The organism is Psychrobacter sp. K31L (assembly GCF_017942195.1).
Taxonomy (GTDB): Bacteria; Pseudomonadota; Gammaproteobacteria; order Pseudomonadales; family Moraxellaceae; genus Psychrobacter; species Psychrobacter glaciei.
Genome location: NZ_JAGKSC010000002.1, coordinates 331,426 through 354,546 on the forward strand (window position 1 = coordinate 331,426; position 23,121 = coordinate 354,546).

Annotated in this window: 19 protein-coding genes; 4 read left to right on the forward strand and 15 right to left on the reverse strand. The window is 43.4% G+C overall.

Going from position 1 to position 23,121, the window contains the following annotated elements; genetic code table 11:
• Positions 1-103 precede the first annotated feature (103 nt).
• Together tsaB and ffh are read right to left on the reverse strand one after the other, a co-directional pair.
• Entirely contained in the window at positions 104-787 is a 684-nt protein-coding gene (gene tsaB, locus J5X94_RS04545) for a tRNA (adenosine(37)-N6)-threonylcarbamoyltransferase complex dimerization subunit type 1 TsaB (protein ID WP_210540388.1), read from the reverse strand.
• 189 nt (positions 788-976) lie between these two features.
• A complete protein-coding gene (gene ffh, locus J5X94_RS04550; protein ID WP_189585371.1) occupies positions 977-2,527 on the reverse strand; it encodes a signal recognition particle protein in 1,551 nt (516 codons plus the stop codon).
• Positions 2,528-2,916: 389 nt separating this feature from the next.
• Between ffh and J5X94_RS04555 the strand changes: the two genes are divergently transcribed.
• A complete protein-coding gene (locus J5X94_RS04555; protein ID WP_010201396.1) occupies positions 2,917-3,708 on the forward strand; it encodes a cytochrome C assembly family protein in 792 nt (263 codons plus the stop codon).
• Positions 3,709-3,826: 118 nt separating this feature from the next.
• On the opposite strand, the gene purU is transcribed toward J5X94_RS04555, so the two are convergent.
• Together purU and J5X94_RS04565 are read right to left on the reverse strand one after the other, a co-directional pair.
• Positions 3,827-4,750: a formyltetrahydrofolate deformylase gene (purU, locus tag J5X94_RS04560; protein WP_010201397.1), complete on the reverse strand. Its 924-nt coding sequence runs from the start codon at positions 4,748-4,750 to the stop codon at positions 3,827-3,829.
• 212 nt (positions 4,751-4,962) lie between these two features.
• On the reverse strand, positions 4,963-10,626 hold the full coding sequence (locus tag J5X94_RS04565) for a beta strand repeat-containing protein (RefSeq protein WP_210540390.1): 5,664 nt from the start codon (positions 10,624-10,626) through the stop codon (positions 4,963-4,965).
• A 485-nt stretch (positions 10,627-11,111) separates the two neighbouring features.
• Here J5X94_RS04565 and rpmB point away from each other — a divergent pair, with 485 nt between their 5' ends.
• Positions 11,112-11,348: a 50S ribosomal protein L28 gene (gene rpmB, locus J5X94_RS04570; protein ID WP_010201401.1), complete on the forward strand. Its 237-nt coding sequence runs from the start codon at positions 11,112-11,114 to the stop codon at positions 11,346-11,348.
• Between the two features lie 134 nt (positions 11,349-11,482).
• A complete protein-coding gene (gene rpmG, locus J5X94_RS04575) occupies positions 11,483-11,638 on the forward strand; it encodes a 50S ribosomal protein L33 (RefSeq protein ID WP_010201403.1) in 156 nt (51 codons plus the stop codon).
• Between the two features lie 138 nt (positions 11,639-11,776).
• On the opposite strand, the gene J5X94_RS04580 is transcribed toward rpmG, so the two are convergent.
• From J5X94_RS04580 to ispH, 11 genes are all read right to left on the reverse strand, one after another.
• Positions 11,777-12,088, reverse strand: a complete 312-nt coding sequence (locus J5X94_RS04580) for a hypothetical protein (RefSeq protein ID WP_010201404.1) — start codon at positions 12,086-12,088, stop codon at positions 11,777-11,779.
• 193 nt (positions 12,089-12,281) lie between these two features.
• Positions 12,282-12,593, reverse strand: coding sequence for a hypothetical protein (locus tag J5X94_RS04585; protein ID WP_010201409.1), 312 nt, complete (start codon positions 12,591-12,593; stop codon positions 12,282-12,284).
• Between the two features lie 134 nt (positions 12,594-12,727).
• The gene (locus J5X94_RS04590; RefSeq protein ID WP_189585377.1) at positions 12,728-13,084 is read right to left on the reverse strand and encodes a hypothetical protein; all 357 of its coding nucleotides are present in this window, start codon (positions 13,082-13,084) and stop codon (positions 12,728-12,730) included.
• A 130-nt stretch (positions 13,085-13,214) separates the two neighbouring features.
• Positions 13,215-13,904, reverse strand: coding sequence for a ribulose-phosphate 3-epimerase (gene rpe, locus J5X94_RS04595; protein WP_189585381.1), 690 nt, complete (start codon positions 13,902-13,904; stop codon positions 13,215-13,217).
• 95 nt (positions 13,905-13,999) lie between these two features.
• Complete coding sequence (locus tag J5X94_RS14035) at positions 14,000-14,269, reverse strand: TIGR03643 family protein (protein WP_323128896.1); 270 nt, start codon at positions 14,267-14,269, stop codon at positions 14,000-14,002.
• 277 nt (positions 14,270-14,546) lie between these two features.
• Positions 14,547-15,452 carry an S-formylglutathione hydrolase gene (gene fghA / locus J5X94_RS04605; RefSeq protein ID WP_210540395.1) on the reverse strand — a complete coding sequence of 302 codons (906 nt, stop codon included), beginning with the start codon at positions 15,450-15,452 and terminating at the stop codon, positions 14,547-14,549.
• A gap of 102 nt (positions 15,453-15,554) precedes the next feature.
• Positions 15,555-17,057 carry a C13 family peptidase gene (locus J5X94_RS04610; RefSeq protein ID WP_210540397.1) on the reverse strand — a complete coding sequence of 501 codons (1,503 nt, stop codon included), beginning with the start codon at positions 17,055-17,057 and terminating at the stop codon, positions 15,555-15,557.
• 319 nt (positions 17,058-17,376) lie between these two features.
• On the reverse strand, positions 17,377-19,362 hold the full coding sequence (gene htpG / locus J5X94_RS04615) for a molecular chaperone HtpG (RefSeq protein WP_210540400.1): 1,986 nt from the start codon (positions 19,360-19,362) through the stop codon (positions 17,377-17,379).
• A 550-nt stretch (positions 19,363-19,912) separates the two neighbouring features.
• The gene (locus tag J5X94_RS04620; protein ID WP_210540402.1) at positions 19,913-20,728 is read right to left on the reverse strand and encodes a thioesterase family protein; all 816 of its coding nucleotides are present in this window, start codon (positions 20,726-20,728) and stop codon (positions 19,913-19,915) included.
• Positions 20,729-20,881: 153 nt separating this feature from the next.
• On the reverse strand, positions 20,882-21,127 hold the full coding sequence (locus J5X94_RS04625; protein WP_194619318.1) for a hypothetical protein: 246 nt from the start codon (positions 21,125-21,127) through the stop codon (positions 20,882-20,884).
• 1 nt (position 21,128) lies between these two features.
• Complete coding sequence (ispH, locus tag J5X94_RS04630) at positions 21,129-22,085, reverse strand: 4-hydroxy-3-methylbut-2-enyl diphosphate reductase (protein ID WP_210540404.1); 957 nt, start codon at positions 22,083-22,085, stop codon at positions 21,129-21,131.
• A 336-nt stretch (positions 22,086-22,421) separates the two neighbouring features.
• Here ispH and gmk point away from each other — a divergent pair, with 336 nt between their 5' ends.
• Positions 22,422-23,048 carry a guanylate kinase gene (gmk, locus tag J5X94_RS04635; RefSeq protein ID WP_189585402.1) on the forward strand — a complete coding sequence of 209 codons (627 nt, stop codon included), beginning with the start codon at positions 22,422-22,424 and terminating at the stop codon, positions 23,046-23,048.
• The last annotated feature ends 73 nt before the right edge of the window (positions 23,049-23,121 follow it).

Genomic DNA, 23,121 nt, shown 5'->3' on the forward strand with positions numbered 1-23,121 from the left:
GCTTGCTGTGCCTACGCAGACAGAGGCTACAAAAAATTTATATCAGTCACACTGTTTCTTTTTTATATTGAACTGACTATATTTTATATAGCGCTAATAATGGCTATGCTTTACCTTGCTCTTTAAGGGTTTTCCACGCTTGGTTACGTAAGTACTTTGGTAAAGCTTGCGAGGCTTCTGTGCCACCTGTCGCCACGAACTGAGCAATACCAAGCTGCCCTATCACAGTAGCATCAGGGTGAATATCTGCCTGAATGATCTGACCGTCATGTAATGCTAATAGCGATGCACCATTACCAGCAATAGGAATATTAAGCACTGTCTGGCTGTCATAATCGAGCAGCTGCTCGGTATCTTCACCATTTTCTTGATTAACTGCCTGCATCAGATTACCTGTTGCAACATATTGCCCAAAGTAAACTTGCTGCATACGGGCATCAAGGGCGCTATACACGTTGGTCACACCATATTTCTGATACGCCGCTTGCGCAATCGCTTGTAGGCTTGAGACACCCACACAAGGAATATCATGAGCGACAGACAACGCTTGTACCACTGCCGTATTAATCCGTATACCGCTAAAGGCACCAGGGCCACGGTTAAATATCAAGGCTTGCAAATCAGCAAGGTTCAGCTTAGCCTCGGACAAAGCGGCATCAATCATCGGCAGAATTTGTTGGGTTTGCTGGCGTTTACCCGTCTCCGTATGACTCGACAGCACTTGACCGCTGGCATCTAAAATCGCGATCGAACACTGATCAAACACGGTATCCATTGCTAAAAACATCTTCACCTCAGCCTATTCGCTTAGCATTATAAAACAGCGCCTATCATAGCATTTAGGATAAGCAAATTTTATGACTTTCTGCGTTTTTCATACTTAATCCATCAGAATGTAGCAGACATAAAAAACCCCAAGGCTATTTTTGCCATGGGGCTATCATTAAAACGGCTTATTGATCCGAGCAGATATTAATTAAAAACGCTTTTTGAAATCCTTTGGTGCTTGATGTTGCATTTCTTGCATTTGCTTTTGCATCTCTTCGGTGCTTGGCATATTGTTTGGATCCAGACCCATTTGCTTCGCCATTTGTTGTGGGTTGACGTCTTTAGCGCCGCCTTGCTGACCACCGCCACCAAATAAAGGACCGCCACCGCCGCCACCAGCACCGCCGCCGCCCATCAACCCTTGCATAGATTTCATCATTTTACTGATGCCTTCAGGCTTGGAGATCATTTTCATCATTTTTGCCATTTGCTTGTGCTGCTTGAGCAAACGATTGACGTCTTGAATCTCGCGGCCAGAACCAGCAGCGATACGGCGCTTACGGCTTGGGTTAATCTTATCAGGGTTTTTACGCTCAAATGGCGTCATCGAGTTAATCAACGCTTCCATTTCACGCACTTTTTCTTCTGGCTTGGCATCTTCAACGGCTTTTTGCATGTCTGAGCCGCCCATACCTGGCATCTTATCTAAGAAACCTGCCATGCCGCCCATGCTTTTCATTTGTTGGAACTGGGTCAAAAGATCCTCAAGGTCGAAATCACCGCCCTTTTGCATCTTTTTCGCCATTTTTTCGGCTTTATCACGGTCGATTTTTTGCTCGACTTCTTCAACCAAACTCAGTACGTCACCCATACCAAGGATACGCTGGGCAATACGTTCAGGATGGAACAGCTCTAACGCGTCTAATTTTTCACCACGACCTAAGAACTTAATCGGCTTACCAGTAATGGCGCGTACAGAAAGCGCCGCACCGCCGCGAGCATCGCCGTCCGTCTTGGTTAAGATAACACCCGTCAATGGCAACGCATCGTTAAAGGCTTTGGCAGTATTGGCGGCATCTTGACCGGTCATCGCATCGACGACGAATAAGGTCTCAGATGGATTGACCGCTGCCGTTAACGCCTTGATCTCATCCATCATATTGTCGTCAATATGCAGACGACCAGCGGTATCAATAATTAGAATATCTTGATATTGAATCTTGGCTTCTTCGATAGCGCGTAGTGCGATATCAATGGGGTTTTCATCGGTACTTGAATTCACAAACTTAGCATTCACTTGACCAGCCACTTGCTCAAGCTGGGCAATCGCTGCCGGACGGTAAACGTCAGCCGAGACTAGCATCACCTTTTTCTTATGACGCTCTTGTAAAAACTTTGCCAATTTACCGGCAGTTGTAGTTTTACCCGCACCTTGCAAACCAGCCAGTAGATAAACCACTGGCGGCTTACCTGTCATTTCAAGCTGCTGATTGGCGCTGCCCATCATTTCCGTCAGCTCATCGTGGACGATTTTGACAAAGGCTTGCCCCGGTGCCAACTCTTTGAGCACTTCTGCGCCAAGCGCTTGCTCTTTGACGCGCTTTACAAAGTCACGGGTGACTGGTAGCGCCACGTCGGCTTCTAGCAGCGCCATGCGCACTTCACGCAGCGTGTCTTTGATATTGTCTTCGGTCAGTTGCCCAGTCCCTACGATATTGCGTAGGCTCGACGATAAGCGTTCTGTTAAGGTATCAAACATAAATAACTCTCAGTTAAAATAATTCGCAATTAAAATAATTGTTAGGTAAACCATGCCAATGGCTTATAAATAATATTAGGGTGTGTTTTTACGTTAATGGTCGCAATTTAAGCAAATAAAACAGCATATTATCAATACTATAGCATTAAGGTGATTAAAAACTTATAGACGTTTTGCAAAATAGTTGCTGGGTAAACTCATCAGTTACCGATACAAGATCTTATTTATCATGCCATCGCTCAGCATTTATGAGGAATAAATAAGATGACACTCAATTGGCTGCCATTTTATGATAAATTGGACGATTATTCTAATCATTCTGACACGATCACTTTAGCATTATATTGAGCGGCTATTTTACGCTCATAAAGAGATGAGGCTTTTTACCTGTGCACCTTGCATTCTTACTTGCTAGTATGGCTTATATCATCGTCAGCTTCCACATCGGCTGGGCGCTTATTCAGGATAAACCTATCCATAAAAGCATCAGTTTGGGCTTGCTATTGGTCGGCATGCTCGCACACGCGACGCTACTCTATCCGTACGTCGTTACCTTATACGGGCTAAATTTTAATTTATTTAATGTGTTTAGCCTGACCAGTCTATTTTTCTTATTCTTTTATGTGCTGTTCTGTCTTTATCGCCCCATTCTTAGCCTCGGCATTTTGGCAGCACCGACTGCCCTGATAGGCATGACGATCGGCTATATCGGCCGCGCTCCTTATCAACCGCTCACGGATATTAGCGTTGGTCTTGAGGCGCATATCTTATTATCACTGGCCGCCTATTGTGTGCTGCTGATGGCAGCGCTGCAAGCGCTATTTTTGCGGCTACAAATCCGTGAACTGAAGCATCAAACTATCCATCGCTTTTGGGTCAATAAACTGCCATCACTGCAAAGTATGGAGAGTCTATTGTTCGATATGCTGCTGGTCGGTTTTGTCCTACTTAGTATTGCTCTGGGCATCGGCTTTATTTATGTAGAAGACTTGATGGCGCAGCATATCGTGCATAAAACCGTGTTTAGCCTGCTGTCTTGGTTGTTATTTGGCGCGCTACTGTTCGGTAATTGGCGCGCTGGCTGGCGTGGTAAACGTGCGGCTAACATCACCATTTATGCCTTTATCCTACTGGCTATTGGCTTTGTCGGCAGCAAATTTGTGTTAGAGATGCTTTTATAAACTTAGCTTTAAAACCGTAATGTGATTACAAGCGGAGCCGCCAGTAGTATTAGATAATACTACTGGCGGCTTTTCATTAACTCTATTTTTAATGCTTTCTTCTAACTCTAAAACCGCTCTAATTAAAAACCACTGTTTTATTGCCGGTCACAATGACGCGATTTTGCACATGCCAGTTGACGGCACGTGCCAACACATTGCGCTCGATATCACGACCAATAGCCCGCAACTCTACCACACCTTGACGATGCGTGACACGGTGCACATCTTGCTCAATGATAGGCCCTTGATCCAATTCTGCAGTGACATAATGCGCAGTCGCACCGATAAGCTTGACGCCTTTATCATAAGCTTGACGATACGGGTCAGCACCGACGAAAGCTGGCAAGAACGAATGATGGATATTGATAATTTGCATCGGCCAACGCTTCACAAAATCAGACGACAATATCTGCATATAGCGCGCCAATACTAGCAAGTCATTGCCTGCCATTAGCTCATGAATCTGCTCTTCTGCCTCTGCCTTATTGTCCTTGGTCACTGGCACATAATGAAAAGGTATACCAAAGTTTTCTACCGCTTGGCGTAAATCTTCATGGTTGCTAACGACAGAGGTTATCTCGCAATCGAGCAATCCACGCTGGTGGCGCCATAACAAATCTAATAAAGCGTGATCAAACTTGGAGACCAAAATACCGACTTTGGTTTGAATAGCATTATCGTGTAAGCGCCAAGTCATATTGTGACGCTTGGCAACCGTATGCCCAAAGCTGGCTTCAAAATTATCAATGATGTCGCTTAACCCTGATAGCGCAAACTCTAAGCGCATAAAATACTGTCCGCCTTCATGAGCGGTTGAATACTGATCAAGAGTAATGATGTTGCCACCATAGCGATGAATAAACTCGGATACCGCTTGTACGATACCGGCTTGATCTTTACATTTAATCAAAAGAGTAGCGGTATCAATGGCAGGGTTAACAGAGGTATTGTTAGAAGATGAAGCTGTTATTGTGGTATCTGATGTCTTATTACTTAACATAGTGCGCCCAATCTAAAAAATAAATCAAAATTTACTACTGGTTTTAGAATCTATTCGTAGTATAAGAAAACAGCTATTTTAGTCGCTTTTACGATATTTTGCTGACTGAGTTGGTTGTTTTTAGTTATTAAGATTCATAACGTAAAAACCCCCAACGCGAGGTTAGGGGTTTTGGTAATAGGGCCATTTAGCCTATCAACTCATTGCTAGTATTATTCGACTTTGATGGTTTTGGTAAAACCTGCGCCATTACTAACGATTCCTAACGTAGCGCCTAATTCGAACGCTTGATTGAAGTCTACAATATAGCTGTTATAACCCTGTGACTGTGCATCTGGGCTAATGCCATTTATCGATACAGCATAGCTCGGCTGATATGGAGAAAGTATAACTTTCGTGGTATCTTTTTCAGCGTTGATATTGACACTTAAGCTATTCACACAGGTTGCGTTGCCTGGACCGAATGGACTGGCATCAGCGATCCAAGGACTGAATAAGGTATCGCCAGTGATATCTAAATCACTTTCCAAATATGGTAGCGAGTAATTCAAACTTTGAGTATTCTCACTCCCATTTAGGAAGGTTGAGGCATCAAACCTTACTTTTACCCAGTTTGAATAGCGGATAGGATAGCGAATTTCGAAATCAGCACGACCTTCTTCATCCGTCACAAACGAGTAACCGTCGTCAGCGAATGTTCCGCCGATGATAGCGACTGGATTAATAGTATCAAGTACAGTGTTATTGTTTACATCATCATCGTTATCTAAGATGTAGTTATATTCTGGGCTGTCCTCACTTGTGATCCAGTTAGACTGTAGTAGGACAGATGTCTTCTCAGAGAACGTTTTAGGTTCTGGCGTATTGACATTGCCATCTACATCTACAGTATCAGCCTCTTGATACAAGATACTGCTATCAAGTAAACACACTCGACCCTGTGCATATTCAACTGCATAAGATTTAATGGATACCTCTTTGTCAGCGACCGCTTTTCCTGAGCCATCCATAACCGATATCGAGCCACGTACGGTATAGTAAATATCGTCAGAGGATATCTTGTTAGCGAACGTCAATGTCGTATAAACCGCATCTTTTGAGACGGTAATATTAATAGGCTTACTGCCAATATTGGTAGGGTCTCTCAGTAGACGAGCGTTAATAGTCACCCCATTGATCGGTGAGCTGGCGTTTGCCAAATACACCACACGTGCCTGACCTTTGCTATCAGTGATGGCAGTGGCTGCAGACAAACGTCCTGCTGACGAATCAGCATCGCGACTGAATACCACGGTTTGCCCTTCAACAGGCACATCATTTTTATCTTTGACCGTTGCCACAAGCTCAGTGCTACTGCCTGGCGTGATGACTGATTTGACAGCTTGGAACAACATCTTAGCTGGCGTGGTGGCTCTAAAACGCGTATCTACGGTTGTTTGATACTTGAGCTGACCATTGCTCATCTCACCAAGCACTGTCGCTTGCAATACTGCAGTACCAGCAAGTGTCGATGTCAGTACGACTGGAACTGTAATGATATTACCTTGAATATTGGCAGCTGTTATCGCTTTGGTTGAGATGACACTATTATTGCCAAATGTTCCAATCGTCGTCTGCACTTCCAAACGCTTACCAAGCAACGCAGTCGCTTCGGCTGTAGAGTTAGTACGAATTTGTATGTTGATATTTTGGGCAACATTGACATCATAAACGTCTTCGATATTGATGAAGCTAATACCTGCTTGCGATACCTTGACCAAATCAACACTACTTGTACTGCGCTGGATCGTTAATGCACGCTCACCCGAGGCTCTCACGAAGACACGTAAATTACCGTTATTATCAAAAACCAAGTCACTTTCGTTGACAGTAAAGCTGGCTTTACCATCTGTATCAGTAGTCATATCATCTGCAATGACTTCACCTTCGCTATCAACAAGCTCTACTTTGGCATTGGCAATCGCGCGTCCTGCTCCATCCGTTAAGATAGATGACAAAGTGGTCGTACTATTATCTTTTAGGTTTGTTTCAGATGCCGTTAGTGTGAGCGTAGTCCCTATTGCAGATAAGCTTAGGGATTTTTGTTCACGTACTTGCATACTGACAGTACCATTAGCATCATATTGCGGCGTGACGATCTTAGCATTGATAACGACACTGTGATTTAGGCGAGCATTGATACTGTTGGCTGCCAACAATACACCGACATCAACCCTACCAGCCTCATCGCTTGTAACTGTACTTGATGTGGTCAGTGCGGCACCGCTTGACTCTAAGTTTTCGATACTTAGCTGTACTGGTACGCCTATGAGTATGCCGCCCTGACTGTCTGTTACGACAAACGAGGCTTGCGTTTGGTCGCCGCCTGTAGTCAATGTTGGCTTATCAGATGATGCCAATAGCTGATAGCTCTCAATTGTTGCAGTATCTACTGCGACAATGTAGTTTTGCTCTAACTCAACATTTTCAGCAGTCGTTGTGGTCGCCGTCAAACGAATGCCAGCTTCTAAAATCGCTTGATTAACGTTAGCACCACTTTCAAGTGTCAGGTTAAATGTCGCCACACCATCACTGTTAGTATTAGCAGTACCATTGGAAACGCTAACGCCTGTTCTTAGAGGATCATCAACATTTAAACTTACTTCACGATTGGCAATACTGCCCTTTTTATTCTGTACACGCACAAATACCTTGAAGGTATCACCCTTCGTATTAACGACTTTGTTTGCGCCGATTGCTAGGACTTCTTCGTTCACTCCTAATTCTGGAGTCACTGTTTCGACTGTGCTAGATTTAGCCACTATATTGTTATTAGCATCAACTGCTGACAACCCAATTTCGAACCCTTTACCATTATTATGGATTTTCGTTTTTTGATCATCAGTTAAGTTATTTGGCACGGCGATAGTGAATACAGCTTTACCCGAACTGTCAGTCGTTTGACTGTCAGATACCAAGGTAACTCCTTTACTAGCAACAGAAGCTGGCAGTGCAAGGAAAACTTTTTGACCAGTAACTACGTTACCTTTTTTGTCTTTTGCCACTACTTCAATCTGTGTTTCACCACCGTTTAAGTTTAAAGCTTTTAATGAATTAACAAGCAAAGAAATAGCAGAAGCCATAGACTGGACTTTGACATTAACTTGCTGCTTTTTACCTGTCAGTGTCTCAGTCAAAGTCGCTGTCAAAACTTCTGTACTTAGCGCAGCTTTTTGCTCAGTAGTCAGATCGTTTGAAACCACGACATTGAAGCTAACGAGACCATTTTCATTCGTATTTGCAGTGATATTAGAAGAGCCGATTTGACCGTTGACCGTCAGCAATCCTGCTAATGCACTATTATTAAACACTAACTTAATAGGCTGATTGGCAATTTGCTCACCAGAAGACTGGTCATTCAACTGGGCTTGTATGCTAGCATTACTACCAACGTTATTGAGGATATAGCCTGCTTGGCTGTTAATATTATTGGTAGCATTCAGAATATTTAGAGTGACCACTGGAGTGATAATGGTGACTTTTGTGGCTGCAGAGTTATAGACAATACCGTTTTCGACATAAGACAATTGATAGTTAATACCAGTACTTTTAAGGTCGGCACGTTCAGCGGCTGTTAGATCACTTGGTATATTAACCGCAAATAAGGCATCACCATTAAAGTCAGTCATCGCCGACTGAGTGACAGTGACTCCATAACTAAGTGCCTTGGCTCCCAATTGAATAGTAATTTCTTTATCTGAAACTGGCTTAACATTGCTACCTTTAGTCGTAAGCTTAACATTGATATTACCATTACCACCTAGCTCACTGATAGATGGTGTCGCAATAGAAGCAAACTGAATGCTGGTTACTGGCTGCTCAACTTTGATATTTCCTGGCAACCTAGACTGAGTGCCATCCTCGTCCGTTATTACCGCTGTATAACCAATGCCCGACTTTATCAAATTTTCACGTTGCGTTGGCGTTAAGTTTTTGCTGATGCCAATACTAAATTCTGCTATTCCACTACTATCAGTAATCAGCTCATTACCGATAATAGTAATTCCAGTACTTGTACTTTGATCTAACACTACTTTGACTGTACGACCCACTGCTGCACTACCGTTCTTACGTTTACCAGCAACCTGCAATTTGAACTGCTCTGCTAGCGCGCTAACCGTTGCAGGCAAGCTTTGTACTGACAATTGGATATCGCTCTGGCCTATGTCTGAACCAATACGAATCTTTTCGCTACTGACAGAGCTAGGTACTCCTGAAGACTCTATGATGCTTGCTGTTAAAGCAAATGTTGTCGCCTTTTCTAACTGCAGTTTCTGATCTTCTGTCAAGTTGTTAGGCACTCGTACTGTGTAGCTAACTTCACCTTTACTATCTGTTACTTGCTCAGAGTTATTCTGTAGCGTTAGTAGACCAGCATCAGCTAAGCCTTTCGGTAAGCTTGCTGTAATTTTCTGACCTGCAATGATGCCGCCGCGATCATTGTTGACACGGAAGCTAATAACGGCACTACCACCTGAGCTTGATAGTTCCTTCTTATTGCTTTCATTAAAGTTGATTTTATATTCTGCAGTAGGTAGATAAACTGTGCTAGAAGCTGTTTTTGAGGTTGACGAACGATTAGGCTCAGTTAAAACAACCGTATAACTAATGCCGTCTTTGATAAGAGTTTTGCGGTCAGCCGCGCTCACAGTAGCATCAACATTCAAAGTCACATTGGCTTGGCCTTGAGCGTCTAAAGTCACTTTATTAGTGCTTAGGCTTACTCCGGTCAATCCATTATTAAGTTTGATGGTAGCCGTTGATCCATTGATAGCTGTCGGTACTTTGGAATTTTTGGCAGTAGCAGTAATAGCAATAGTTTGGCTGTCACCATAAGCACTAAGACGACTAGAACTACCAATCACTGTTAAAGCATAATCAGAAACGGGGAGCGCGGCTTTAAACTCACCTTTGGTTTCTTTAGTAGCACCATTTTCTTCTGCAATATTGATAGCATAAGCGATGGTTTTACCTACTAGCGCTGTACGATCAGCGACTGATAATTTATCATCAACTTGAATCGTGAAAGTAGCTAAACCGTTAGCATCAGTAACTGTAGTACTACCACCAACGATAGCAACTCCTTTGACGTTGGCAATACCCAAACCAACCGCTACGTCTTTGACACGAGCACCCTTGCTATTTTTGGCAATCACACTAAGGGTTGCTGTGTCACCATATACGTTTAAGACGTTATTGGAGACTGAACTGGTAGTCAACGAAGTACTTATATCAAGCTCACTTTCGATAACTTGAGTACCATCACCACTGCCTTCTCTACTTACCGAAACTTTTAACTCTTGCGGTGCGATAGCTGTACCATCTGCTTTATTGGCAGTCGCCACTAAAGTAAAGCCTTCTGCTATTAGCCTATCTTTATCAGCGACAGCTTGCGGGTTGAGCTTAAGCGTATATACAGCATTACCGTCATTATCAGTCGTTTGGGTACTCTGGCCCTCGATGGTAATACCATTAGTTTCAGAATTGACTACTTGCAAGGTCACTGCTTTACCAGCCATCGCGCCACCAGAACTCACTTCGGCAGCTTTGACAGTGACACTAAAGTTCGTTTGCTCATTGGATAGCTCAATGATAGTAGGCGCTGTACTGAGCTTTTGTAAAAAGAAATCAGGTTCAACACTTGGGACTTGCTCACCGCCACCATTGTTACCATTATCACCCGTGCCAGGTTGCGTCACACCCAAATCAGGTGCAGGTGCAATAGAGTCTACTGTGTCACTATCGCCGCCACCGCCGCAACCTGCTAGTGCCAATGCGCAAGTCAAAGAAGTGAGCTGAAACAACTTAGATGTAAGGGGTAATGAGCTATATGACATGTTTTGAACTCCGCATGAGCAGTAATTTTTTCGAGCAAATAAGTAAAATAACATTACACAGAATCTTAATAGATTGGCAATGATACATAGATTTACATTAAAGCCAGTTGTATTAACAGATTGTATTAATTTTATAACAGCAACTTTACTGACTTTTGTTATAACTTACAACTAAAAATTAACCTTTACCGTTAAATAATCAATCACATAGTTCCCTCAATTCAGGTATAATAGCTCGCGTTGAAGCAGACAATTATCATAAAAATATTTGAGTATTCATTACTTTTATGGTATAAATGTCGGCTTTAAAATTTTCTGAATTGGTTAGCCTGTTATTTGCCTTTAGATGACAGTCATATCAGCTCAACCTTCATATAGTTTTGTTTGGTGCAAAGCTGCCGCTTGCTGTGTCCATGCCGCAAATACGTGCAACTTGCCCAGACTGGTATGAGAAAAACTCATACCTCATAGATTAGGAGTTCGCCATGTCTAGAGTTTGCCAAGTGACTGGAAAGCGCCCTATGGTGGGTAATAATGTTTCGCACGCAAACAACAAAACCCGTCGTCGCTTTCTACCAAACCTTCATAACCATCGTTTTTGGGTAGAGTCTGAAAATCGTTTTGTACGTCTACGTGTGTCTACCAAAGGTATGCGCACCATTGACAAACTTGGTATCGACAAAGTGTTAGCAGATATGCGCGCACAAGGTCAAAAAGTATAAGTGACGACTGGTAGCTTAAGGACATCGATTATCTTTGTTACTTAAGCTACCATTCTGCTACATTTATTGTAGCCACTTAATTCTTTAGATCCGTACCTATCGTTTGAAGACCCCTCATTTACAGGAAAGCTATCATGAGAGATAAAATTAAGTTAGTATCAACTGCTGGTACTGGGTATTACTACACCACTACCAAAAACAAGCGCACTATGCCTGGCAAAATGGAAATCAAAAAGTTTGATCCAAAAGTACGCCAGCATGTGATCTTTAAAGAAGCTAAAATCAAATAATTGCTGTTATTTGAACAAAAAAAGGGTATATCAATTGATATACCCTTTTTTATTGTTGACGTTTTGACTATTTGTGCTTAACTTGCTTTACTAACTTGCTCGCTATTATTAATAGCCATGCAGAAACAGCCATGCAGATTAACTGTAGTGTGTTGGCTCTTTATCATAGACATGCGCATGCCATTGGCTCATCTGCTTTTGCATAATGACCTGAATCGCTGCATGAATCATGTGCTGACCTATCGCTTGCGTATCACTACCAAGCAACTCTTTTAGTTTTTCAGAAAAATCAATGGTCATCAGCGGCGCTTCATCTTGTTCAGCGTCACGCAATAACAATCGACCATCATCCGCCTCTACTAGCTCGAGTGTGGTCTCTTTGGCAAATCCTGCAAATTGATCGGTACTTTCGTTGTCTACTTCTATTTCATTATCAATGTCGTATGGCATTCACGTTATCCTTATTATCCCGTTTATCGCTGCAAAGAAACCCTAATAATTCATTTAATAAAGCTAGCATTTGACAGTAACGCGGGTAAAACTATCTTACTCATACAATGGACGCTTTGACCTTAGAATTCAAGGGCTGTCACGCAAGTCTTACATATCAATGCAACTTTCGCCTGCTGACGCTGCAAACCAATTAACGCCAATAGCGTAGTTTTGCGATGGTGAATAAGAAAGCCACAAACATGCCAAGGTAATACATGAGCTTTAACTCTAGCGTTGGATCTCGATATTTGAACGGTAAGGCAACGGTGGCGGTGGCAGTCGGAAATATTAACAGCATAAGCAGCCAGTTTTCGATGACATTTAGCCAGCCTTGAAAATCTGTACCATGACGCAGTGATGCCAGCCCTAACAGCAGACACGCGATAATTAAGCTGGTAAATAAACCATTTGGTAAGTCTTTTGGATAAATAATGTTAGCAATCTTGGTCGGTATGATTCGCATGTAAAATTCCAGTCATGCTTATAGAGCATGACTTAATGATGAAAAAGTGTGTAAAAACCGCTTATAAAAAATATTGCCACGTTATATTCATAAGGTTATAGCTATTCAGCAACTTCATCTTGGCGACTAAAAAATTAACTATAAGTGCCCATCAACCATAGTATCGATATACAAGAGGTTAAGTAGCCCAAGCTAATCGCATTCCAGCCTTCTATATGTGTGCCTTTGACCTTGTTAAATATGCGTGACCCTATCCAGAATAACAGCGGAATACCCAGCATAAATGCAGGCACGATGACCGCAGCGTGGCGTAATACTTCTCCAGTATCATCACCTACCATGAGACGAAAGCCGTAACCTGCCAAGCTTAAGACAAGCGCAAACATAGCCAAGCCAATGGTAATACCTTTTGGTACTAAACTGCGTTGCTGCGCTGTGCTTGCCACTGGTTCAGGTGATGCTGACGAGTTGATTGAATTTTTTGTGTCCATATTTCACCTACCTTTACGGAACTTGCTGTTAGGCATCATTATAAGTTATACAGCACATGTTAATACTTTTTTGCCCCAGTGGTATTGGGTCAATTTTGCTATCACGTCATACGGCAGTTATTAGCAGTCATTAACTGTTATTGGCCAATGCAAGCTCTACACGCATGGCATCGATAGCAGCCTTATAGTCTTCTTGATTAAATATCGCAGAACCAGCGACAAACATATCAGCGCCCGCTTCAGCGATGGCTCGGATATTACTGGCTTTGACACCACCATCGACTTCTAACCTAATATCACGACCACTGGTAATGATTCGTTGACGAACTTGGCGCACCTTGTCCAAAGTACCTTCAATAAACGACTGACCACCATAGCCAGGATTGACACTCATCAGTAAAATCTGATCCACTTTATCCATGACATAGTCGAGATAATGTAATGGCGTTGCTGGGTTCAATACCAGACCACATTCAGCACCACCATCTTTAATGAGCTGCAACGAACGATCAATGTGTCCACTGGCTTCTGGATGAAAAGTAATAATACTCGCACCCGCTTCCAAAAACTGCTCAATCATACTATCGACAGGTGACACCATCAGATGTACGTCGATAGGTGCATCAATGCCATAGTCACGCAGTGCCTTACAAATCATACTACCAAACGTCAAATTGGGTACGTAATGATTATCCATTACATCAAAATGAATCACATCGGCACCTGACTCTAATACCTTTTCAACTTCTTCGCCTAAACGTGCAAAATCAGCTGAGAGTATCGACGGTGCAATAAGATATGGTTTAGAAGGACTGATCATAATTGAGCTACCTAATTTTGTTGGAATAAAAGAATACTAAGAACTGACTTAAAAAACTTAAGCCTTTAAAGCAATAATCTTAAGGAGTCAAACCACTAGCGCTGTTTATATTGGGTTTTACAATAAGCACGACCAACGCCAAAATCTCGTTTCGCTTGATGTTTGGTAGCGCGGTTGCTCACGCGCTGACGCCATAATCGAAAAGACGACGGCTTTAGCTCTTGGCGCATGAGCTTAATCACGCCAGCTTCATTAAGACCGTAGCTATGCTCGATAGCACCAAATGGTGTTCTGTCTTCCCATGCCATCTCTATCACTCGTGAGACTTGGGTCTCATCAAGTACTCTGTCACCAGCGTCATTGATATTTTTTGCGATGAACTCATCTGAGTTAGCTTTAGAGACTGGATCACTGTTACTATGCTGCTTATTTTTTAGCGCCGCATCCATATCAGCTTGCATGGTTGCCAGCGCTGATTGCGCATTTTTAGACTCTGAATAGGTGTCATTTATTGAATGGGTATCACGTATTGAGTTCGCATCGGAATTAGATACTGTTAAATCTTGATAACTTGCCATAATTTTACCTTTTAAACATTAGCGCGTGTTAAGCGGCTTAGTGAAAAGAGTTCGATATCGACGCTTAGCTAAGTTGTGCCATGCGCCAATGATGTTCGATATGGTCGTTGATAACGCTCTGAATAAAATAATAACTATGGTCATGACCTGCCTGATAACGCAATGTTAAAGGCTGCTTGGCTTTTGTACAAGCGTCTTGAAGTTTGACTGTTTGCAACTGACCTTCTGCTAAAAAATTATCCGCAGCGCCTTGATCGACCAAGATACTGGCATACTGTTGACCGACCTTTTCGATCATCTTCGATGCATCGGCTTGCGACCATAGTGATTGGTCATCGCCGAAATACTCAGTATAGGCGGCTTGCCCCCATGCCGACTCACTGGCAGCACAGACGGGCGATAAGGCGGAGACACTGACAAACTTACTTGGGAATTTAAAACCCAACAGTAACGCCCCGTGACCGCCCATGGAGTGTCCAGTGATACCCATGCTATGAATGGGAAATTCTGAGCGCAGCAAATCGTATAGCTCATCGACGATATAGCTTTGCATATTGAAATGCTCTGCCCACGGCTGTTGTGTCGCATCCACATAGTAGCTTGCGCCTTGACCGACAAAATAGCGTTCATCGTTCGGCACTTCACTACTGTCACCGTCACTGCCTTTACCAGTTCTAGGAGAGGTATCTGGAGCAATAAATATCATACCAAGCTCGCTACATTTTTGTTGAAAATGCGCTTTATGGGTGACGTTATCAGCATTACAGGTCAGACCCGATAGATATAAAACGGCAGGACATAACCGCCCTGCGAGCGCTTCATCAGGCAGATAAATACTGAACGTCATCGGCGTTTTCGTCGCTGTCGATTGATGACTATAGTAATGCTGCTCGCCATCAAAGCAGCGGTTCACACTCTTTTGCGTGAGCTGGCTGTTAGCAGACAAGCTTTTATTATAAGTATTATTCATGAGTAACTTCCTCTTTGTCCAAGGTAAAATAAACGATGACTTATAAAAAGCGCTTTATAAGGCAAAAAGCACATTGATAACAAGTCAAATAACGCTCAAATTTTAATCAATATCACTGGTAGCATCCACTGGCAAGTTAGAGGTACTGTTGGAAGCGATGTTTGCAGTATTACTGGGTAAAATATTAACGGTAGTAGAGCCCGCATTATTCGTAATGCTAGCGACTGGTGGACGGGTTTTATCAAACAATACTTGCTCAAACGCAGGTAGCGCCGTCTCCATTAGGCTACCAATCACCATCTGTGGCTCTGATGGCTCAAAACCCATCACACTCTCGCGCTCAGTCACTCGTAAGCGGGCATCCTTAAAGGCAGATTCGAAGCTGGTATTTTCACGCAGGCTTTCAGCAAAGAACGCTTGCCCAAAATAAGTCATTTCTGCCGTATTGGTGCAGCCAAACGAAGCTTTATCAGCTGCTGAGGCAGTAATCACCACTGTGGTCGGTGAGGCCAATTCATCGATGAACGAGCCTGAGTAACACGCTGATACGACGATGACACGCCAGCGAATACCTGAAGCATCCAAAGATTCACGCAACCAGGTAGCATCTAAATTATCTATCGCAAGCGGTGGATTCGCCAATTGCACGATATCTTCAGTACCGTGTGAGGATAGCGTGAGAAATAGCACATCTTCATCGGCATTCATCTGCCGACCAATTCTTTTTAAGCCGCGCAAAATACTGGTCTTAGTCGCAATTGGTTCATCGAGCCAGCTGTACTGATTATTAATGAGTGAGAGCGAATGACCGCTGGTGCCAAAGCGCACATCGAACAGCTCACGTACTTTATTAATCTCGGAGCGAAAAACATTTTGATCAGAGAACCCAGCCACACCCATAAAGTACCAGTCAGTCTTGCCATCGATACTTGGATCAATGCCATCAAGCGCTTGTTGCAACAGACGTGGCTGCTCGTACAATGCAGCCTCTTCTAACACCGGCTCTACAGGAATTTGCTTAAATATGGGTTGGTCAGCGACATTACGCTGCCAAATAGTCAACAGCGCCACTGCGCCTACGAGCACAATAATACGCTCCCACCATGGCGTGCGCATGCGACGAGAAAAAATCCACAATAAGGCAAGCGTCTGCCATAAGAACAGCACTAAAAACAGAATGGGTAAAAATGAATAACTCCAGTCCGGCAGCCAACCATAACTGCCAAAAAACTGCACCAGACTTTGTAACAATGCCGACAAGGTGTCAGCAACCAACCATAGCACCACAGGCACAAAAACCAGCGCTTGATTGCCCGCTCGCCGTGCCAAAATAATGCCACTCAATAAAATAATCATCGGCCAAATGAGATAGCTGACCAATCCTTGCTCATTAAAAATACTGCCGCCTTCAGCAGCCAGCCATGAGAAAAGCACGTTACTACCAAGTGCCAATAGTGCGAAGACCGCAAACTGAATAAAGGTGGGCTTAACCCAAGAAAATGCGCGCGTTGACCCCACTAGCATCCATAAAGTTGCAATAATATTGGCAGCGAAATTGAGTGAAAAGCGCTGAAGCGATACGGTTTTTAGCGACGTAAGTGACAAAGACTTAGACCTCTAGCCAGTCGAAAGAAATAAAGTGAATCAATGATAAGTATTTTGATGCAGCAGCCGTTCAATGTTATTTATTTACATTTTTTGCGCGGCTTACACACAGCGACGTTATGTTTGATTCACTATAGAATAAGCAAAAAAACGAATAGCATGAGTCAATAGTATGGCTCGCCAATCTAACGCGATTGTAACGGATTGTCGGTCAAGAGGATAAGGCTGATTTGTAAAAAATCGCTCAAATCTGACCGAAAATCAATTAAAAAAAGGAGGCCTTGAATACAAGACCTCCTTCTGTATCAACGACTCAATACTATCTCATCAATAACTCATTGACGCGTTTTAGGTAAGCTGCTGGATCGTCTAATTGACCGCCATCCGCTAGCAATGCTTGATCAAAGATGACTTGCGCCAGCTTGTCAAAATCAACATCAGATTGCTCGCTACCCTCTAACTTCTTAATCAATGGATGATCAGGGTTAACTTCAAGCGTTGGCTTACTCGCTGGTACATCTTGACCCATTTGCTGAAGCATTTGAATCATTTGCGGCGACAACTCACCTTCACCAACGACCAAACAGGCTGGGCTATCAACCAAGCGCGTAGACACTTTCACGTCTTTCGCACGCTCGCCTAACGCTGCTTTTAGCTTACCAACCACAGGCTTCATGGTTTCTTCGGCTTTTTCGGCTTCGGCTTTTTCGGCCTCGTCTTGCAAATCACCCAAATCAACCGCGCCTTTGGCGATATTTTGTAGCGGTGTCTCATCAAATGAGGTTAAGAAGTTCATCGCCCATTCATCGACACGGCTGGTCATCAAGATAACTTCGATGCCTTTCTTCTTGAACAACTCAAGCTGCGGGCTATTCTTTGCCGCTGCCAAATTATCAGCCGTTATGTAATAGATGGCCTTTTGACCGTCTTTCATGCGCGCTTTATAGTCTTCAAAGCTGGTCGTCACACTGTCTTGCGTGCTGGTCGCATAACGTAGCAATTTGGCAATACGTTCTTGATTGCCCATGTCCTCGCCCAGACCTTCTTTGATGACATCACCAAACTCGGCGTAGAACTGCGCGAACTTCTCTTGCTTATCACTGTCTTCGCTATTGGCCAAACTTGCCAGCAAGGTCAAAATACGACGCGCATTACCATCACGGATAGACTTCACATCACGCGATTCTTGCAATAGCTCGCGACTGACGTTCAATGGCAAGTCGGCTGAATCGATAACCCCTTTGACAAAGCGTAGATACATCGGTAGCAACTGCTCGGCCTCGTCCATAATAAAGACGCGCTTGACGTAAAGCTTGAGACCATGCTGCTGCTCACGAGTATATAAATCTACAGGCGCTTTTTTAGGAATGTATAGCAGCTGCGTATACTGAACGCGGCCTTCGACACGGTTATGCGTCCACGTCAGCGGTGCATCCATGTCATAAGAGATGTTTTTATAAAAATCGACGTATTCCTCGTCTTCAATCTCAGAGCTTGAGCGAGTCCACAGAGCACTGGCCTTGTTGATGGTTTCCCATTCATCAGTCAATACCATTTCGCCGCCAGCAGAGGCTTGTGCATCAGCGCTGTCAGTTTCGTCATCGACTACGTCTTCTTGCCAAACTTCTTTACGCATTTGAATCGGTAGGCTGATATGGTCAGAGTATTTATTCACCAAGCGCTTGATTTTGGCGCGGTCTAGATAGCTGTCTTCGCTTTCAACGTACTCTTCTTTTAGATGCAACGTGATGGCAGTACCGCGCGCGTCTTTGGTAATAGGCTCAACGGTAAAGCTACCAGTGCCATCAGATACCCAACGTACGCCTTTATCTGCAGGCTCGCCCGCTTTGCGTGATTCTACGCTAATCGTATCTGCCACGATAAAGCCTGAATAGAAACCAACACCGAACTGTCCGATTAATTGACCTTCTTGCTTTTGTGACTCAGAAAGCTTGTCTAAGAATGCTTTGGTGCCAGACTTAGCAATCGTACCTAAGTTTTCGATGGCATCCGCTTCATTCATACCAATACCATTATCGGTAAAGGTAATCGTTTTAGCATCTTCATCGACGGCGATGCGAATTTTTAACTCACCATCGTTTTCATAAAGACTGTCATCATTAGTCCCTTCAAAACGCAGTTTATCGCAGGCATCAGAGGCATTTGATACTAGCTCGCGGACAAAGATATCGGCATTAGAATATAGCGAATGCGTCACCAAATGCAGCAACTGTGCCACTTCCGCTTCAAACGTATGTTTTTTTAATTCTGGATTCAGACCTTTAGCTTGAGTTGCTTCACTCATAAAACACTCCTTTGAATTCTATTAAGTACTTATTATAAAATAACGATGAACCTGCCAAGACCGCTTTAATAGCATTATCAAAGCTAGCCTGTTGGATACCGTTAAGCTGTTTATACTAATAGGGGCATAGAAGAAAATTTCAAGCGCAAAAGGGTTATTCAATAAAAAACACCGTCTTAGTTTGCTAAGGCGGTGTTTTTTGTGAGCCATATACTCACATAATCATTTAAAAAGGCATATAGTCAAGTCTATATAAATCCGCTACATCGTCATCCTCGCTAAGCATACTAATGTATAACTTGCACTCGGTTTCCTTGTATCGAAATTATATTGAACTGACTATATTAAACTTTATTCTGAGTAAGCTTCTATCAATAAATCCCAAATAGTAGTCAATTTTTTTGAAAAACGATTGTTCTTATTCATAGTAACCTTCAGTGCAGTAATATTGTCTTGATAGACACCATTACAACCGATTACTATAATTCTGTAAAATATATTAAATACATATTTTTGTTTTGTTTTTTAAAACAATAAAATTACTCAACATTTAACGTGGCATCGGACGAATGGTCAAAATCTGCTCGCTGCGACCAAACGGCCCATATATATCGTGCAACACTGCGCTGGTCACCCCAATCCCATCAGCGCCATACTGTTGTACCGCGTCAATGCCGAGCCAACGTCCTTGCGGTGCGCGATGCATATGAATCTGCAAATCAGTATTGGGAAACATCCACTCCAACGTTGAGAGTCCGAGACCAAGTCGTGGCACGACGCCATTGGCAGTATCGACCATACCCAATAAATGCACCAAATCATTTGTCGGTTCGCCCTCGACCATCTCAACATCATTGGTGATCCAAACCATACCACGCCCAGCGCGACGATCAGCATCAGTGACTAAGCGCACTGTTTTAATAAAACCACCTGGCCAACCTTTCATACCATCCCAGACCGCCAATTCTTCAGGTTGGTACTGTGCTATTTGATCCTCTAGCCCTGCAATCTCACTGGTGTCTTGAGTCATCAGGCGCCATGCACGAGCAATAATAGCATCACGGCCACGACTGCTCAGCACCGACTCAACCAGCTCGATGGTTCTACCCGGACGAATACAACGGGTAGTAACAGTAAACTCATCGAGCGGTATGAGTCCCAAAATATCGAGACTAATACGGGCAATTCTCATATTCTCTTGTGGAGCAAATCTACTAAGCTCAGCGGTCAGTAATCCTGTCGCTGGTGCCATATGCTGCTCGTGCTCATTCCAAGCGCCTTGGGCATTCTTGGTGGGCTGATAGTGTGCGATCATCACACCATCGTCTTGCTGTTCACGTTTGATAAAGTTGTAATAAGCTGACATTAACCATCCTTAATGTTGTCTCAAATCTTGCTCATTCATCCAGTATTTTTTAACTGTTGTGAGAAGTGGTTATGGTTGTATAAAAAAGTTATGCGTTACTAGAGCGTGTTAATCACTTCCTAGTAATTTTCAGGCGTGGCTTACCTTTATTGTTTATTTGGTAAGCTCTTGCTTTCTCATATTGAGCAACGTGCGACTCTTAGCCATTATAAAGAGGAAAAAAGCCATGATGGCAATGAGCGCACCATATAGGACACTATAATCTTTCGTAAATTGTGCCGTATTAAGCATAAGCATCAATACCAAAATAACAATCACAAACATATTAATTTTCAATTGCTTATTAATGTCATCGACTGTGGCTTCGGCCAATACGAACTTTTTTTTGTGCTTTTTCATGTTACTTACCTACTTGCGTGACCGGAATACGTAAGGCTTTGGGCAGACTAAATATGACATTCTCTTCGATACCTGACAGCTCACTTGGCAAGTCACCGCCCCAATCTTGCAACTGCTGTAGCACCTCTTGAATCAATACTTCTGGCGCTGAAGCCCCCGCGGTGACACCCACATTCTCTACGCCATCAAACCAGCTACTGTCCATTTCGCTGGCGTTGTCTATCAAGTAAGCACGGCAATTCATCCGCTCTGCCAATTCACGCAAACGATTTGAGTTTGATGAGTTTGGTGAGCCTACCACCAATACTATCTCGCAGCGACTGGCCAAATCTTTGACCGCATCTTGGCGGTTTTGGGTGGCGTAACAGATGTCATCTTTACGCGGTCCTTCGATACTAGGGAATTTATCGCGCAGTGCATCGATGACGCGTGCCGTATCGTCCATCGACAAGGTCGTCTGAGTAACAAATGCCAAACGCTCACCATCCTGCACAGTCAGCTTTTCGACATCGGTTTCATTTTCGACCAGATGAATCTCTCCACCATGACGACGGTTAAATCGCCCCATTGTGCCCTCAACTTCAGGATGTCCAGCATGACCAATCAATACCGCATCCATACCATCTTGCGCAAATTTAGCGACTTCGATATGTACCTTAGTAACTAGCGGACAAGTGGCATCAAAGACGGTTAGATCACGACGAGTTGCCTCATCTTCGACCGCTTTTGAGACCCCATGCGCAGAGAAAATAACGATTGCGCCATCGGGTACTTCGTGAAGCTCTTCGACAAATACCGCGCCACGATTGGCCAAATCCGAGACCACAAATTTATTATGGACGACCTCATGACGGACATAAATAGGGGGCTCAAAGCGGGTCAATGCTTCGTTGACTATCGCAATCGCGCGATCGACACCAGCGCAAAACCCACGTGGATTGGCAAGATAAATTTGCATAAGATGGCCTATCATTAGATAATTTGTATTTATCGCTTAACGTCAAAAGCTTAACGTCAAAAGTTGGGATGCATTCAATACGCTACTTTAGCATAATTTGCTTTTATTGCCTTTTAAAATACCACCGTTCCAGTCGCTATAGATGCAGTCGGTCTTTAAAAAAACAAAAGTGTCAAAAGCAGTTTATAATTAGGCAGTGGTTATGGTTTCTCTAACCCTACATGATGACATTTTATATTTTTACCAGCCTTTGATGCTTTGGCGGTTCACTACCATATCTTTTCGCCTTTTATTAGCACACACTTTATTAGGGCACACCCCATTAGGACACTTTGTATGACAGGTTCATTATTTATTATTACTGCCGCCTCTGGTACGGGCAAGACCTCACTGGTGAAGCAGCTACTTGCCACCACCAATGACTTGACCGTCAGTGTCTCCCATACGACTCGCGTCCCGCGTCCGGGTGAAATTGATGGTCATCATTATCATTTTACCGATGTCGATAAATTTGTGACTGCCATCGGCGACAATAAATTTTTGGAGCACGCCGAAGTGTTTGGTAATTATTATGGCACCTCAGAACAAAGCGTACGTGCGCAATTAGAGGCCGGTGTCGATGTGATTTTGGAGATTGATTGGCAAGGAGCGCTACAAGTCAAAAAAATATTTACTGACGCGACGATGGTTTTTATTCTACCACCAAGCATTGCCACGTTACGCCAGCGCTTGTCAACTCGCGCGCAAGACACGATAGAAGTCATAGAGCAGCGCTTAGCAGGCGCAGTGACTGAGATGGCGCAATACGTGAATTTTGATTTTGTGATAATCAATGACAATTTCGAAGTCGCTTTGACTGAGCTAAAAGCCATTATCGTCGCTGATAGACAGACGCTAAAACGCCAACAGCAGCGTTATCATCGTACGATTAGCAACTTGCTAAGCAATAAAGTACAAGAGTAAGGTTATTACTGCCTGTCAGTAGGGTTTAATTTGGCAAGCAGACATAAAAAGCAACCACCTACCTAGGCAAAAA

What these genes read in the sequence shown, in the direction of transcription:
- tsaB (WP_210540388.1), bottom strand. Translation starts at nt 787, where the DNA reads ATGTTTTTAGCAATGGATACCGTGTTTGATCAGTGTTCGATCGCGATT.
- ffh (WP_189585371.1), bottom strand. Translation starts at nt 2,527, where the DNA reads ATGTTTGATACCTTAACAGAACGCTTATCGTCGAGCCTACGCAATATC.
- purU (WP_010201397.1), bottom strand. Translation starts at nt 4,750, where the DNA reads ATGTTAAGTAATAAGACATCAGATACCACAATAACAGCTTCATCTTCT.
- J5X94_RS04565 (WP_210540390.1), bottom strand. Translation starts at nt 10,626, where the DNA reads ATGTCATATAGCTCATTACCCCTTACATCTAAGTTGTTTCAGCTCACT.
- rpmB (WP_010201401.1), top strand. Translation starts at nt 11,112, where the DNA reads ATGTCTAGAGTTTGCCAAGTGACTGGAAAGCGCCCTATGGTGGGTAAT.
- rpmG (WP_010201403.1), top strand. Translation starts at nt 11,483, where the DNA reads ATGAGAGATAAAATTAAGTTAGTATCAACTGCTGGTACTGGGTATTAC.
- J5X94_RS04580 (WP_010201404.1), bottom strand. Translation starts at nt 12,088, where the DNA reads ATGCCATACGACATTGATAATGAAATAGAAGTAGACAACGAAAGTACC.
- J5X94_RS04585 (WP_010201409.1), bottom strand. Translation starts at nt 12,593, where the DNA reads ATGCGAATCATACCGACCAAGATTGCTAACATTATTTATCCAAAAGAC.
- J5X94_RS04590 (WP_189585377.1), bottom strand. Translation starts at nt 13,084, where the DNA reads ATGGACACAAAAAATTCAATCAACTCGTCAGCATCACCTGAACCAGTG.
- rpe (WP_189585381.1), bottom strand. Translation starts at nt 13,904, where the DNA reads ATGATCAGTCCTTCTAAACCATATCTTATTGCACCGTCGATACTCTCA.
- fghA (WP_210540395.1), bottom strand. Translation starts at nt 15,452, where the DNA reads ATGAATAATACTTATAATAAAAGCTTGTCTGCTAACAGCCAGCTCACG.
- htpG (WP_210540400.1), bottom strand. Translation starts at nt 19,362, where the DNA reads ATGAGTGAAGCAACTCAAGCTAAAGGTCTGAATCCAGAATTAAAAAAA.
- J5X94_RS04620 (WP_210540402.1), bottom strand. Translation starts at nt 20,728, where the DNA reads ATGTCAGCTTATTACAACTTTATCAAACGTGAACAGCAAGACGATGGT.
- J5X94_RS04625 (WP_194619318.1), bottom strand. Translation starts at nt 21,127, where the DNA reads ATGAAAAAGCACAAAAAAAAGTTCGTATTGGCCGAAGCCACAGTCGAT.
- ispH (WP_210540404.1), bottom strand. Translation starts at nt 22,085, where the DNA reads ATGCAAATTTATCTTGCCAATCCACGTGGGTTTTGCGCTGGTGTCGAT.
- gmk (WP_189585402.1), top strand. Translation starts at nt 22,422, where the DNA reads ATGACAGGTTCATTATTTATTATTACTGCCGCCTCTGGTACGGGCAAG.